A 14,276-nucleotide genomic window follows, 5' to 3' on the forward strand; every position below is an offset into this window, starting at 1 on the left:
ATGTTAGAACACGATATTAAAAAAATCCTCATTTCACATGATGAAATTACAGAAGCAGCTAAAAAGCTAGGTGCACAATTAGCCAAAGATTATGAGGGAAAAAATCCAATTCTTGTTGGAATTTTGAAAGGATCGATTCCTTTTATGGCTGAATTGGTCAAACATATTGATACGCATATTGAGATGGACTTCATGATGGTATCTAGCTACCACGGTGGAACTGCAAGCAGTGGTGTGATCAATATCAAGCAAGATGTAACTCAAGATATCAAAGGAAGACATATTCTATTTGTAGAAGATATCATCGATACAGGTCAAACTTTGAAGAATTTGAGAGATATGTTTATTGCAAGAAAAGCAGCTTCTGTTAAGATTGCAACCATGTTGGATAAACCAGAAGGGCGAATTGTTGAAATCGAAGCTGATTATACTTGCTTTACTATTCCAAATGAGTTTGTAGTAGGATATGGTTTAGACTACAAAGAAAACTATCGTAATCTTCCTTATGTTGGAGTGTTGAAAGAGGAAGTTTATTCAAATTAGAAAGAGCATTCTTTAATGAAAAAACAAAATAATGGTTTAGTTAGAAATCCATTTCTATACTTGTTAATTATCTTCTTCCTTGTAACAGGATTTCAGTATTTTTACTCTGGAAATGCTGCTGGGAAAAGTGAAAAAATTAACTATACAGAATTGGTAAAAGAAATTACAGCAGACAATGTAAAAGAATTGACCTATCAGCCGAATGGTAGCATCATTGAGGTGTCTGGTGTTTATAAAAATCCTAAGACAAGTAAAGAAGAAACAGGAATTCAATTTTTCACTCCTGATGCTACGACAGTAGAAAGATTCTCAAGTACCATTCTTCCGTCGGATTCAACAGTTGCAGAATTGCAAAAACTTGCTTCTGAACATAAGGCTGAGGTAACGGTTAAACATGAGAGTTCGAGTGGTATGTGGATCAATATCCTTGTCTCTGTTGTGCCATTTGCCATTCTCTTCTTCTTCCTATTCTCTATGATGGGAAATATGGGAGGAAATAATAGTAGAAATCCAATGAGTTTTGGACGTAGCAAGGCCAAGGCTGCTAACAAAGAAGATATCAAGGTACGATTTTCAGATGTAGCAGGTGCCGAGGAAGAAAAACAAGAATTAGTTGAAGTTGTTGAATTCCTAAAAGACCCAAAACGATTTACAAAACTTGGTGCGCGTATTCCTGCGGGTGTTCTTTTAGAGGGACCTCCGGGAACAGGTAAGACTTTGCTTGCTAAGGCAGTTGCTGGAGAAGCAGGCGTTCCATTCTTTAGCATCTCAGGATCGGACTTTGTAGAAATGTTTGTCGGAGTTGGTGCAAGTCGTGTTCGTTCTCTTTTTGAGGATGCTAAAAAAGCAGCACCAGCCATTATCTTTATCGATGAAATTGACGCTGTTGGTCGCCAACGTGGTGTTGGCCTCGGTGGAGGAAATGATGAACGTGAGCAAACCTTGAACCAGCTCTTAATTGAAATGGATGGTTTTGAGGGCAATGAAGGAATTATCGTTATCGCTGCGACAAACCGTTCAGATGTCCTCGATCCTGCTCTACTACGCCCTGGACGTTTTGATAGAAAAGTCTTGGTTGGTCGCCCTGATGTTAAAGGTCGTGAAGCAATTTTGAAAGTTCATGCTAAAAACAAACCTCTAGCAGAGGATGTTGATTTGAAATTAGTTGCCCAACAAACTCCAGGTTTTGTTGGTGCTGACTTGGAAAATGTTCTAAACGAGGCAGCTTTGGTTGCTGCTCGTCGCAACAAGTCAGTCATTGATGCTTCAGATATTGATGAGGCAGAGGACAGAGTGATTGCTGGACCATCTAAGAAAGATAAAACAGTATCACAAAGAGAACGTGAATTGGTTGCCTACCATGAGGCTGGACATACCATTGTTGGTTTAGTCTTGTCAAATGCTCGTGTTGTTCATAAAGTGACCATCGTACCACGTGGACGTGCAGGGGGATACATGATTGCACTTCCTAAAGAAGATCAAATGCTTCTTTCTAAAGAAGATATGAAAGAGCAATTAGCAGGTTTGATGGGTGGTCGTGTAGCTGAAGAGATTATCTTTAATGTCCAAACTACAGGAGCTTCAAATGACTTTGAACAAGCTACACAGATGGCGCGTGCAATGGTCACTGAATACGGTATGAGTGAAAAACTAGGTCCAGTTCAATATGAAGGCAATCATGCTATGTTTGGTGCACAAAGTCCTCAAAAATCAATTTCAGAGCAAACAGCCTATGAGATTGATGAGGAAGTTCGTTCATTATTAAATGAAGCACGGAACAAAGCAGCTGAAATAATTCAATCAAATCGTGAAACTCACAAACTAATTGCAGAAGCATTGTTGAAATATGAAACATTGGATAGTACTCAAATTAAATCTCTTTACGAAACAGGAAAAATGCCTGAGACTGTAGAAGAGGAAACCCATGCCCTATCTTATGATGAAGTAAAATCAAAAATGAGTGAAGAAAAATAACCCCGGAGAGGCGCTGCCTCTCTTTTTATGTGCCGTTGAGGGAGGAATAAGTATCGAATAGAGGAAAGAGATCCATAGGTTCGTGCATTCTGCTAGACTAAAGGCAGAAAGGAGAAATCTATGAATCTAAAAGAATTATATGAAGAAAGCAAGGGGATTGTCCATAAGTGTCGGAAAGATTATCATCTCCATCTGTGGGAGAAAGAGGACTGGGATCAGGAAGGTATGATGTGCCTCTATGAGCTAGTCAGTCACCATCCAGAGTTACTAGAGGGAGAACGTCACCGACTATATGTCTGCTTTAAAACCAAATTCCGCAATCGCATCCTAGACTACATCCGTAAACAGGAAAGTCACAAGCGCCGTTTCGACAAAGAGCCCTATGAGGAGGTGAGCGAAATCAGCCATCGCCTAGGCGAAAAAGGACTCAGGCTGGACGATTATTATCTCTTTCACGAACTTCTAAAGAATTACAAATCAAAGCAGAGTATGGAAAAACAAGAGTTAGTGGACCGTCTCATGGGAGGAGAATGTTTCAAAGGACGCAAGTCACTCCTAGGCGAATTAAGAGTGGTATTGAGTGATTTTAGATAAAATGAAAATAGCCCAAAAAAGTTCTTGACAAAGGCAAAAAAGTAGGTATAATAGAAAGAGTTGAAAAGCTCAGGTCCGTTGGTCAAGGGGTTAAGACACCGCCTTTTCACGGCGGTAACACGGGTTCGAATCCCGTACGGACTATGGTGTATCGCAGGGTTGAAAAAAGTAAAAAAAGTTTCAAAAAAGTGTTGACAAAAGTCGGCGGCTGTGATATACTAATATAGTTGTCGCTTGAGAGAGAAAGAGTGACAAAGACCTTTGAAAACTGAACAAGACGAACCAATGTGCAGGGCACTACAACTGAGGTTGTAGTACTGAACAATGAAAAAACAATAAATCTGTCAGTGACAGAAATGAGTGAGAACTCAAACTTTTAATGAGAGTTTGATCCTGGCTCAGGACGAACGCTGGCGGCGTGCCTAATACATGCAAGTAGAACGCTGAAGGAGGAGCTTGCTTCTCTGGATGAGTTGCGAACGGGTGAGTAACGCGTAGGTAACCTGCCTGGTAGCGGGGGATAACTATTGGAAACGATAGCTAATACCGCATAATATTGACTATTGCATGATAGTCAATTAAAAGGTGCAATTGCATCACTACCAGATGGACCTGCGTTGTATTAGCTAGTTGGTGGGGTAACGGCTCACCAAGGCGACGATACATAGCCGACCTGAGAGGGTGATCGGCCACACTGGGACTGAGACACGGCCCAGACTCCTACGGGAGGCAGCAGTAGGGAATCTTCGGCAATGGACGGAAGTCTGACCGAGCAACGCCGCGTGAGTGAAGAAGGTTTTCGGATCGTAAAGCTCTGTTGTAAGAGAAGAACGAGTGTGAGAGTGGAAAGTTCACACTGTGACGGTATCTTACCAGAAAGGGACGGCTAACTACGTGCCAGCAGCCGCGGTAATACGTAGGTCCCGAGCGTTGTCCGGATTTATTGGGCGTAAAGCGAGCGCAGGCGGTTAGATAAGTCTGAAGTTAAAGGCTGTGGCTTAACCATAGTACGCTTTGGAAACTGTTTAACTTGAGTGCAAGAGGGGAGAGTGGAATTCCATGTGTAGCGGTGAAATGCGTAGATATATGGAGGAACACCGGTGGCGAAAGCGGCTCTCTGGCTTGTAACTGACGCTGAGGCTCGAAAGCGTGGGGAGCAAACAGGATTAGATACCCTGGTAGTCCACGCCGTAAACGATGAGTGCTAGGTGTTAGACCCTTTCCGGGGTTTAGTGCCGCAGCTAACGCATTAAGCACTCCGCCTGGGGAGTACGACCGCAAGGTTGAAACTCAAAGGAATTGACGGGGGCCCGCACAAGCGGTGGAGCATGTGGTTTAATTCGAAGCAACGCGAAGAACCTTACCAGGTCTTGACATCCCTCTGACCGCTCTAGAGATAGAGTTTTCCTTCGGGACAGAGGTGACAGGTGGTGCATGGTTGTCGTCAGCTCGTGTCGTGAGATGTTGGGTTAAGTCCCGCAACGAGCGCAACCCCTATTGTTAGTTGCCATCATTTAGTTGGGCACTCTAGCGAGACTGCCGGTAATAAACCGGAGGAAGGTGGGGATGACGTCAAATCATCATGCCCCTTATGACCTGGGCTACACACGTGCTACAATGGCTGGTACAACGAGTCGCAAGCCGGTGACGGCAAGCTAATCTCTTAAAGCCAGTCTCAGTTCGGATTGTAGGCTGCAACTCGCCTACATGAAGTCGGAATCGCTAGTAATCGCGGATCAGCACGCCGCGGTGAATACGTTCCCGGGCCTTGTACACACCGCCCGTCACACCACGAGAGTTTGTAACACCCGAAGTCGGTGAGGTAACCTTTTAGGAGCCAGCCGCCTAAGGTGGGATAGATGATTGGGGTGAAGTCGTAACAAGGTAGCCGTATCGGAAGGTGCGGCTGGATCACCTCCTTTCTAAGGAAAAGGAACTGCGCATTGGTCTTGTTTAGTCTTGAGAGGTCTTGTGGGGCCTTAGCTCAGCTGGGAGAGCGCCTGCTTTGCACGCAGGAGGTCAGCGGTTCGATCCCGCTAGGCTCCATTGGTGAGAGATCACCAAGTAATGCACATTGAAAATTGAATATCTATATCAAATAGTAACAAGAAAATAAACCGAAACGCTGTAAGTATTTAATTAGTTTTCTAATTTTTGAAAAAATTAGGTTAATAAGGTTAAGTTAATAAGGGCGCACGGTGGATGCCTTGGCACTAGGAGCCGAAGAAGGACGTGACAAACGACGATATGCCTTGGGTAGCTGTAAGTAAGCGATGATCCAGGGATTTCCGAATGGGGGAACCCAACAGGTACTACCTGTTACCCATATCTGTTAAGGATATGAGGAGGAAGACGCAGTGAACTGAAACATCTAAGTAGCTGCAGGAAGAGAAAGCAAAAGCGATTGCCTTAGTAGCGGCGAGCGAAACGGCAGGAGGGCAAACCGAAGAGTTTACTCTTCGGGGTTGTAGGACTGCAAAGTGGACTCAAAGATTATAGAAGAATGATTTGGGAAGATCAGCCAAAGAGAGTAAAAGCCTCGTATTTAAAATAGTCTTTGTACCTAGCAGTATCCTGAGTACGGCGGGACACGTGAAATCCCGTCGGAATCTGGGAGGACCATCTCCCAACCCTAAATACTCCCTAGTGACCGATAGTGAACCAGTACCGTGAGGGAAAGGTGAAAAGCACCCCGGGAGGGGAGTGAAATAGAACCTGAAACCGTGTGCCTACAACAAGTTCGAGCCCGTTAATGGGTGAGAGCGTGCCTTTTGTAGAATGAACCGGCGAGTTACGATATGATGCGAGGTTAAGTTGAAGAGACGGAGCCGCAGGGAAACCGAGTCTGAATAGGGCGCTTTAGTATTATGTCGTAGACCCGAAACCATGTGACCTACCCATGAGCAGGTTGAAGGTGCGGTAAGACGCACTGGAGGACCGAACCAGGGCACGTTGAAAAGTGCTTGGATGACTTGTGGGTAGCGGAGAAATTCCAAACGAACTTGGAGATAGCTGGTTCTCTCCGAAATAGCTTTAGGGCTAGCGTCGACATTAGAGATTCTTGGAGGTAGAGCACTGTTTGGGTGAGGGGTCCATCCCGGATTACCAATCTCAGATAAACTCCGAATGCCAAAGAATTATGGTCGGCAGTCAGACTGCGAGTGCTAAGATCCGTAGTCGAAAGGGAAACAGCCCAGACCACCAGCTAAGGTCCCAAAATAATTGTTAAGTGGAAAAGGATGTGGGGTTGCACAGACAACTAGGATGTTAGCTTAGAAGCAGCTATTCATTCAAAGAGTGCGTAATAGCTCACTAGTCGAGTGACCCTGCGCCGAAAATGTACCGGGGCTAAAACAATTTACCGAAGCTGTGGATACCTTTATAGGTATGGTAGGAGAGCGTTCTATGTGTGAAGAAGGTATACCGTGAGGAGTGCTGGAACGCATAGAAGTGAGAATGCCGGTATGAGTAGCGAAAGACAGGTGAGAATCCTGTCCACCGTAAGACTAAGGTTTCCAGGGGAAGGCTCGTCCGCCCTGGGTTAGTCGGGACCTAAGGAGAGACCGAAAGGTGTATCCGATGGACAACAGGTTGATATTCCTGTACTAGAGTATGTAGTGATGGAGGGACGCAGTAGGCTAACTAAAGCAGACGATTGGAAGTGTCTGTCTAAACAGTGAGGTGTGAATTGAGTTAAATGCTTAGTTCTATAACATTGAGCTGTGATGGGGAGCGAAGTTTAGTAGCGAAGTTAGTGACGTCACACTGCCAAGAAAAGCTTCTAGCGTTTAAACATACTCTACCCGTACCGCAAACCGACACAGGTAGTCGAGGCGAGTAGCCTCAGGTGAGCGAGAGAACTCTCGTTAAGGAACTCGGCAAAATGACCCCGTAACTTCGGGAGAAGGGGTGCTGACTTTAAGTCAGCCGCAGTGAATAGGCCCAAGCAACTGTTTATCAAAAACACAGCTCTCTGCTAAATCGTAAGATGATGTATAGGGGGTGACGCCTGCCCGGTGCTGGAAGGTTAAGAGGAGTGCTTAGCGTAAGCGAAGGTATGAATTGAAGCCCCAGTAAACGGCGGCCGTAACTATAACGGTCCTAAGGTAGCGAAATTCCTTGTCGGGTAAGTTCCGACCCGCACGAAAGGCGTAATGATTTGGGCACTGTCTCAACGAGAGACTCGGTGAAATTTTAGTACCTGTGAAGATGCAGGTTACCCGCGACAGGACGGAAAGACCCCATGGAGCTTTACTGCAGTTTGATATTGAGTGTCTGTACCACATGTACAGGATAGGTAGGAGTCTATGAGCTCGGGACGCCAGTTTCGAAGGAGACGTTGTTGGGATACTACCCTTGTGTTATGGCCACTCTAACCCAGATAGGTGATCCCTATCGGAGACAGTGTCTGACGGGCAGTTTGACTGGGGCGGTCGCCTCCTAAAAGGTAACGGAGGCGCCCAAAGGTTCCCTCAGAATGGTTGGAAATCATTCGCAGAGTGTAAAGGTATAAGGGAGCTTGACTGCGAGAGCAACAACTCGAGCAGGGACGAAAGTCGGGCTTAGTGATCCGGTGGTTCCGTATGGAAGGGCCATCGCTCAACGGATAAAAGCTACCCTGGGGATAACAGGCTTATCTCCCCCAAGAGTTCACATCGACGGGGAGGTTTGGCACCTCGATGTCGGCTCGTCGCATCCTGGGGCTGTAGTCGGTCCCAAGGGTTGGGCTGTTCGCCCATTAAAGCGGCACGCGAGCTGGGTTCAGAACGTCGTGAGACAGTTCGGTCCCTATCCGTCGCGGGCGTAGGAAATTTGAGAGGATCTGCTCCTAGTACGAGAGGACCAGAGTGGACTTACCGCTGGTGTACCAGTTGTCTTGCCAAAGGCATCGCTGGGTAGCTATGTAGGGAAGGGATAAACGCTGAAAGCATCTAAGTGTGAAACCCACCTCAAGATGAGATTTCCCATGATTATATATCAGTAAGAGCCCTGAGAGATGATCAGGTAGATAGGTTAGAAGTGGAAGTGTGGCGACACATGTAGCGGACTAATACTAATAGCTCGAGGACTTATCCAAAGTAACTGAGGATACGAAGCGCGAGGTTTACTTGACATTTGATAGATATTCAATTTTGAGTAGGTATTACTCAGAGTTAAGTGACGATAGCCTAGGAGATACACCTGTACCCATGCCGAACACAGCAGTTAAGCCCTAGAACGCCGGAAGTAGTTGGGGGTTGCCCCCTGTGAGATATGGAAGTCGCTTAGCTTTTATCCGCCATAGCTCAGTTGGTAGTAGCGCATGACTGTTAATCATGATGTCGTAGGTTCGAGTCCTACTGGCGGAGTTAGAAAAAAGAACACCATTGGTGTTTTTTTTGTTTTAGTTATGTGATTATTAGTCCGTCTTGCTCCGTGAGGTGCGCGTCGAAGGTTATACCAAAAAACTCCAAACGCGAAACAATAAAGGTGTTCAAGCCAATTGTAAAGCGAAAGGGGAAAAATATGGCACAAAAGGCTCATAGTTTATCGCACACAAAGTGGCAAGGTGTTAAGATTATTGAAGGTCGCTTAATGCCAGACCATGTACATATGTTAGTAAGTATTCCACCTAGAATTAACGTTGTAAGTTTCATGGGTTATTTAAAAGGTAAAAGTGCACTCATGATGTTTGATAGACACACCAACCTCAAGTATAAGTTTGGGAATCGGCATTCTTAGGTGAAAGGTTACTACGTGAGTACAGTAGGACTTAATGGAGCCACAATTAAGAAATATATTCAAGAGCAGGAAAAGTATGATACTGCACTAGATAAATAGAGTGTAAAAGAATATGAGGATCCCTTTAGGTATAGTGGTAAGTAACACTCAAGCCTCTTTGAGAGGTAAGTGACGAGTCAAGAGCAATAAGGCTTGAACAATGTAAAAGCGAGGGTCTTTTGGCGCTGGCTGATAATTTGAGCTTATATCCCTAGTGCATACTACCCATTAGAGGGTGGTTCTGATTTTATAAATGAAGTAAACTTCTCAAAATTCAAAACTTAATTTTTGCATCTATAAATGCCTCTTTATTTTATTTTCAGTTCGTTTAGCTTTAAATTCTGCTTTTATAGGATTTAAAGCTTTTTTAGTTTTTATTTTTGTTAGACTAGTGTTAATAATAAGAAAGGGATTTTTTATATGCTTCAAAAATTTTATGATCGAGCATTTGTCTTTTTGAAACTTGTTGAACAAGAGTATGCTTCTTTAGGTCAGAGTCGTGCTGAGTGGGAATCACTTCATCTTCGTTTTTTACTTTATTACTTGATAAGATTTAGAATTACAAGTGTTAAAGACTTTAATTTATATCATTTTCAGACGGCCTATCGCTTGTATCTTGATAAATTCTTTCTAGAAGGTGCTATCCTAAACTAGTGAGGATCATATATATCATTTTTCACGAACGATAACGAGCATTGAATTTGTGAATTTAAGGTTTTTATTTAAAATTTAAGGTTTTGAATTTTATAATTTACAGAAATTCCAAATCTTTTCTAGTGTTTCTTCTTGATAAAAAAGTGTTTTTTTCTTATAATAAATTGTAAGATATAATTGCAGGTGAGACTCCTGCCATGTATATGAGAAAGGACGAGCTCCTAGTAGCTCAGACGAATTTTATTATGACTTCAGTTGTTGTTGTAGGTACCCAATGGGGCGATGAAGGTAAAGGGAAAATTACAGATTTTCTTTCAGCTAATGCAGAGGTAATTGCTCGTTACCAAGGTGGTGATAATGCTGGTCACACCATTGTGATTGATGGTAAGAAATTTAAGTTGCACTTGATTCCATCTGGAATTTTCTTCCCTGAAAAAATTTCTGTCATTGGAAACGGAATGGTTGTAAATCCTAAATCTCTAGTAAAAGAGTTGACTTATCTTCATGGTGAAGGTGTGACAACTGATAACTTGCGTATTTCTGATCGTGCACATGTTATTTTGCCTTACCATATTGAGTTGGATCGCTTGCAGGAAGAAGCTAAGGGTGACAATAAGATTGGTACTACAATCAAGGGAATCGGTCCAGCATATATGGACAAGGCTGCTCGTGTTGGAATTCGTATTGCGGATCTTTTGGATAAGGATATTTTCCGTGAACGTTTGGAACGCAATCTTGCGGAAAAGAATCGTTTGTTTGAAAAATTATATGATAGTACCCCTATTTCAGTTGACGATATTTTTGAAGAATACTATGAGTATGGTCAACAAATCAAGCAATACGTGACAGATACATCCGTTATCTTGAATGATGCGCTTGATAATGGCAAACGTGTGCTGTTTGAAGGTGCGCAAGGTGTTATGCTAGATATCGACCAAGGTACGTATCCATTTGTTACGTCGTCAAACCCTGTCGCTGGTGGTGTGACAATTGGGTCTGGTGTTGGCCCAAGTAAGATTGACAAGGTTGTAGGTGTCTGTAAAGCCTACACAAGTCGTGTAGGAGACGGACCTTTCCCAACTGAATTATTTGATGAAGTGGGAGATCGCATTCGCGAAGTAGGTCATGAATATGGTACAACAACTGGTCGTCCACGTCGTGTGGGTTGGTTTGACTCAGTTGTGATGCGTCACAGCCGCCGTGTATCTGGGATTACCAATCTTTCATTGAACTCTATAGATGTTTTGAGTGGTTTGGATACTGTGAAAATCTGTGTGGCCTATGATCTTGATGGTCAACGTATTGATTACTATCCTGCTAGTCTTGAGCAGTTGAAACGTTGCAAGCCAATTTACGAAGAATTGCCAGGCTGGTCAGAAGACATCACTGGAGTTCGTAATTTGGAAGATCTTCCTGAGAATGCGCGTAACTATGTTCGTCGTGTGAGTGAATTGGTTGGCGTTCGTATTTCGACTTTCTCAGTTGGTCCTGGTCGTGAACAGACAAATATTTTAGAAAGTGTTTGGTCGTAAGAGATTTTTAAGATTTGTTTAAGATAGGTCGGGTATACTATAGACAGTTACAAGAAGACCTCCTAACTTGTTGTAACAAATATCCTAAACTTTTCTTTTTCATAATAATCTCCCTATTAAGTCACCGCATTGGGTGGCTTTTTTTGTCTTGGGAATCATGATATAATAATAGAATCGACAAGTAGGAAAAGGAAAAATTGATGAGTTATACAGTTGAAGAAAAAGAAAGCTTCATGAGAGAAGCCTTGAAGGAGGCAGAAATTGCCTTAGAGCATGATGAAATTCCTATCGGATGTGTAATTGTCAAGGATGGAGAAATTATTGGTAGGGGGCATAATGCGCGCGAGGAGTTGCAACGGGCGGTTATGCATGCAGAAATCATGGCCATAGAGAATGCGAACGTGAGTGAAGAGAATTGGCGTCTGCTGGATTGTACACTTTTTGTGACTATAGAACCGTGTGTTATGTGTAGTGGGGCTATTGGACTTGCCCGTATTCCAAACGTAGTCTACGGGGCTAAGAATCAGAAATTTGGTGCTGCTGGGAGTTTGTATGATATCTTGACAGATGATCGTCTCAATCATCGTGTAGAGGTCGAAATGGGAGTTTTGGAGAGTGAGTGTGCAGCGATTATGCAGGACTTTTTCCGAAATAGACGGAAAAAATAATTTTGCTTTTAAAAAGAATAGGAATGTGATATAATAAATAGTGGAGCAACAGTTCTGCGTGAAGCGGGTCAGGGGAGGAATCCAGCAGCCCTAAGCGATGTGAATTGTGTGCTCTTTTTTCGTGCTTTTTCCGAATAAATAAGATAGAATAATCTAGAATAAGTGATAATAGAAAAGAGAAGATGATGAAAATTCGTGGTTTTGAATTGGTTTCGAGTTTTACAGACGAAAATTTATTACCGAAGCGTGAGACGGCTCATGCGGCAGGTTATGACTTAAAGGTTGCGGAACGCACGGTGATTGCTCCGGGAGAGATTGTTCTCGTTCCAACGGGGGTCAAGGCCTATATGCAGCCGACAGAAGTGCTCTATCTCTATGACCGTTCTTCAAACCCTCGTAAGAAGGGTCTAGTCTTGATCAACTCTGTTGGCGTTATTGATGGGGACTATTATGGAAATCCTGGAAATGAAGGGCATATTTTTGCGCAGATGAAAAATATCACAGACCAAGAGATTGTTCTTGAAGTTGGGGAACGTGTGGTTCAGGCTGTCTTTGCACCATTTTTAATTGCAGATGGGGATGAGGCAGATGGCGTGCGGACAGGTGGATTTGGTTCGACAGGGCACTAGGATGAAGATTATCTTTGTGCGTCATGGGAGCCAGATTATCGTGAGTTAGAAGAGCGTTCTTATACTGGATTCGGAATGGATTTGGCCCCCTTATCTGAGAAAGGAAGACAACAAGCTCAGAAACTTTGCCAAAATCCCTTGCTACAATCAGCTGATTCGCTAGTAACTTCAGCAGTGACAAGAGCTTTAGAAACGGCTTCTTTATGTAACTGGTGCTACGGGTCTTCCTTTAAGAGTAGAGCCTTTATTGCATGAATGGCAAGTCTATGAAACAGGGATAGAAAACTTTGAAAGAGCTAGATGTCTGTTTTTAGAAAACAAGGGGGAGTTGCTTCCTAATAGTCCTATTCAATATGAGACAGCTGAGGAGATGAGAGCTTGCTTTCTTGAATCTATGGCTAAGTATCGAGATCATCAGACTGTGGTAGTTGTAGCCCATCGAATGCTGATACGGCAGTTTGTGGCAAATGAGAAGATTGATTTTTGTCAAGTAATTGAATGTGAGATAGAAATTTAGAAAGAGGTTTATCATCGCAAAGAAAAAAGCGACATTTGTATGTCAAAATTGTGAATATAATTCACCTAAGTATCTAGGGCGCTGTCCCAACTGTGGGTCTTGGTCTTCTTTTGTAGAAGAAGTTGAGGTTGCAGAGGTCAAAAATGCGCGTGTGTCCTTGACAGGTGAGAAAACTAAGCCTATGAAACTGGCTGAAGTAACTTCTATCAATGTCAATCGAACCAAGACGGAGATGGAGGAATTTAACCGTGTACTTGGAGGCGGAGTGGTACCAGGAAGTCTCGTACTCATCGGTGGGGATCCTGGGATTGGGAAATCAACCCTTCTCCTACAAGTTTCGACCCAGTTGTCTCAAGTGGGTACGGTTCTCTATGTCAGTGGGGAGGAGTCTACCCAGCAGATTAAACTACGTGCAGAGCGCTTGGGGGATATTGATAGCGAGTTTTATCTTTATGCAGAGACCAATATGCAGAGCGTAAGAGCTGAGGTGGAGCGCATCCAACCAGACTTTCTCATCATCGACTCCATCCAGACCATTATGTCTCCTGAGATTTCAGGGGTGCAAGGATCTGTGTCTCAGGTGCGGGAGGTGACAGCTGAACTCATGCAGTTGGCCAAGACCAATAATATTGCCATCTTTATCGTAGGGCATGTGACCAAGGAGGGTACCTTGGCTGGTCCGCGTATGTTGGAGCATATGGTGGATACAGTGCTTTACTTTGAAGGGGAGCGCCACCATACCTTCCGTATCTTGAGGGCAGTCAAAAATCGTTTTGGCTCCACTAACGAGATTGGCATCTTTGAGATGCAGTCAGGTGGATTGGTTGAGGTGCTCAATCCGAGTCAAGTTTTCCTAGAAGAGCGTTTGGATGGGGCGACTGGTTCGTCAATCGTGGTAACCATGGAAGGGACACGTCCGATTTTGGCGGAGGTTCAAGCCTTGGTGACGCCAACCATGTTTGGAAATGCCAAGCGTACAACGACGGGGCTTGATTTCAATCGTGCTAGTCTGATTATGGCTGTTTTGGAAAAACGTGCAGGGCTTCTCTTGCAAAATCAGGATGCTTACCTAAAATCTGCTGGTGGTGTGAAATTAGATGAGCCTGCTATTGATTTAGCCGTTGCAGTGGCTATTGCCTCTAGTTACAAGGACAAGCCAACCAATCCTCAGGAATGCTTTGTTGGAGAGCTAGGTTTGACTGGAGAAATTCGACGCGTGAATCGTATCGAACAGCGCATCAATGAAGCTGCTAAACTGGGTTTTACTAAGATTTATGTACCCAAAAATTCTTTGACAGGCATTAAACCACCTCAAGAAATTCAGGTGATTGGAGTGACAACGATTCAGGAAGTTTTGAAAAAGGTCTTTGCATAATCCGTGACAAATCCTCTTAAAAATGATAAG

8 protein-coding genes, 3 tRNA genes, 3 rRNA genes, 1 other RNA gene and 2 pseudogenes are annotated in these 14,276 nt (G+C 43.7%); all 17 read left to right on the top strand.

The annotated features are described in order from the left end of the window. The 17 genes and pseudogenes from hpt (at position 1) to radA (ending at position 14,246) form a co-directional block, all read left to right on the top strand. Complete coding sequence (gene hpt / locus B7709_RS05395) at positions 1–543, top strand: hypoxanthine phosphoribosyltransferase (protein ID WP_084972014.1); 543 nt, start codon at positions 1–3, stop codon at positions 541–543. A gap of 15 nt (positions 544–558) precedes the next feature. After that, positions 559–2,517 carry an ATP-dependent zinc metalloprotease FtsH gene (ftsH, locus tag B7709_RS05400; protein ID WP_084972015.1) on the top strand — a complete coding sequence of 653 codons (1,959 nt, stop codon included), beginning with the start codon at positions 559–561 and terminating at the stop codon, positions 2,515–2,517. Between the two features lie 120 nt (positions 2,518–2,637). Next, positions 2,638–3,111 carry a transcriptional regulator gene (locus B7709_RS05405; protein WP_084972016.1) on the top strand — a complete coding sequence of 158 codons (474 nt, stop codon included), beginning with the start codon at positions 2,638–2,640 and terminating at the stop codon, positions 3,109–3,111. A 72-nt stretch (positions 3,112–3,183) separates the two neighbouring features. Then, positions 3,184–3,255, top strand: a tRNA-Glu gene (locus B7709_RS05410). A gap of 231 nt (positions 3,256–3,486) precedes the next feature. Further along, positions 3,487–5,033: ribosomal RNA gene (locus B7709_RS05420) — 16S ribosomal RNA — on the top strand. 51 nt (positions 5,034–5,084) lie between these two features. Then, positions 5,085–5,157 (top strand) — tRNA-Ala (locus B7709_RS05425). A 129-nt stretch (positions 5,158–5,286) separates the two neighbouring features. Further along, a 23S ribosomal RNA gene (locus tag B7709_RS05430) occupies positions 5,287–8,188 on the top strand. A gap of 76 nt (positions 8,189–8,264) precedes the next feature. Beyond that, positions 8,265–8,380: ribosomal RNA gene (gene rrf, locus B7709_RS05435) — 5S ribosomal RNA — on the top strand. The 16S, 23S and 5S rRNA genes sit together here with 3 tRNA genes alongside, the layout of an rRNA operon. A 5-nt stretch (positions 8,381–8,385) precedes the next feature. Next, positions 8,386–8,459, top strand: a tRNA-Asn gene (locus tag B7709_RS05440). Positions 8,460–8,574: 115 nt separating this feature from the next. Then, positions 8,575–8,931 (top strand): annotated as a pseudogene (gene tnpA, locus B7709_RS05445) (IS200/IS605 family transposase). 360 nt (positions 8,932–9,291) lie between these two features. Beyond that, on the top strand, positions 9,292–9,525 hold the full coding sequence (comW, locus tag B7709_RS05455) for a sigma(X)-activator ComW (protein WP_061454255.1): 234 nt from the start codon (positions 9,292–9,294) through the stop codon (positions 9,523–9,525). A 245-nt stretch (positions 9,526–9,770) separates the two neighbouring features. Then, the gene (locus tag B7709_RS05460; RefSeq protein ID WP_084972146.1) at positions 9,771–11,057 is read left to right on the top strand and encodes an adenylosuccinate synthase; all 1,287 of its coding nucleotides are present in this window, start codon (positions 9,771–9,773) and stop codon (positions 11,055–11,057) included. Between the two features lie 200 nt (positions 11,058–11,257). Next, on the top strand, positions 11,258–11,725 hold the full coding sequence (gene tadA / locus B7709_RS05465; RefSeq protein WP_084972017.1) for a tRNA adenosine(34) deaminase TadA: 468 nt from the start codon (positions 11,258–11,260) through the stop codon (positions 11,723–11,725). Positions 11,726–11,757: 32 nt separating this feature from the next. Continuing rightward, an RNA gene (gene ffs / locus B7709_RS05470) (signal recognition particle sRNA small type) lies at positions 11,758–11,851 on the top strand. A gap of 59 nt (positions 11,852–11,910) precedes the next feature. Continuing rightward, positions 11,911–12,354 carry a dUTP diphosphatase gene (locus B7709_RS05475; RefSeq protein WP_061454253.1) on the top strand — a complete coding sequence of 148 codons (444 nt, stop codon included), beginning with the start codon at positions 11,911–11,913 and terminating at the stop codon, positions 12,352–12,354. 1 nt (position 12,355) lies between these two features. Then, positions 12,356–12,871, top strand: a pseudogene (locus tag B7709_RS05480) (histidine phosphatase family protein). 13 nt (positions 12,872–12,884) lie between these two features. Further along, positions 12,885–14,246 carry a DNA repair protein RadA gene (radA, locus tag B7709_RS05485; RefSeq protein ID WP_084972018.1) on the top strand — a complete coding sequence of 454 codons (1,362 nt, stop codon included), beginning with the start codon at positions 12,885–12,887 and terminating at the stop codon, positions 14,244–14,246. Positions 14,247–14,276: the final 30 nt, after the last annotated feature.

The sequence above is a fragment of the Streptococcus oralis subsp. dentisani genome (genome assembly GCF_002096335.1).
Lineage (GTDB): Bacteria > Bacillota > Bacilli > Lactobacillales > Streptococcaceae > Streptococcus > Streptococcus oralis_Z.

Coding starts and splice junctions, on each gene's coding strand:
- hpt (WP_084972014.1), top strand. CDS start 1: ATGTTAGAACACGATATTAAAAAAATCCTCATTTCACATGATGAAATT.
- ftsH (WP_084972015.1), top strand. CDS start 559: ATGAAAAAACAAAATAATGGTTTAGTTAGAAATCCATTTCTATACTTG.
- B7709_RS05405 (WP_084972016.1), top strand. CDS start 2,638: ATGAATCTAAAAGAATTATATGAAGAAAGCAAGGGGATTGTCCATAAG.
- comW (WP_061454255.1), top strand. CDS start 9,292: ATGCTTCAAAAATTTTATGATCGAGCATTTGTCTTTTTGAAACTTGTT.
- B7709_RS05460 (WP_084972146.1), top strand. CDS start 9,771: ATGACTTCAGTTGTTGTTGTAGGTACCCAATGGGGCGATGAAGGTAAA.
- tadA (WP_084972017.1), top strand. CDS start 11,258: ATGAGTTATACAGTTGAAGAAAAAGAAAGCTTCATGAGAGAAGCCTTG.
- B7709_RS05475 (WP_061454253.1), top strand. CDS start 11,911: ATGAAAATTCGTGGTTTTGAATTGGTTTCGAGTTTTACAGACGAAAAT.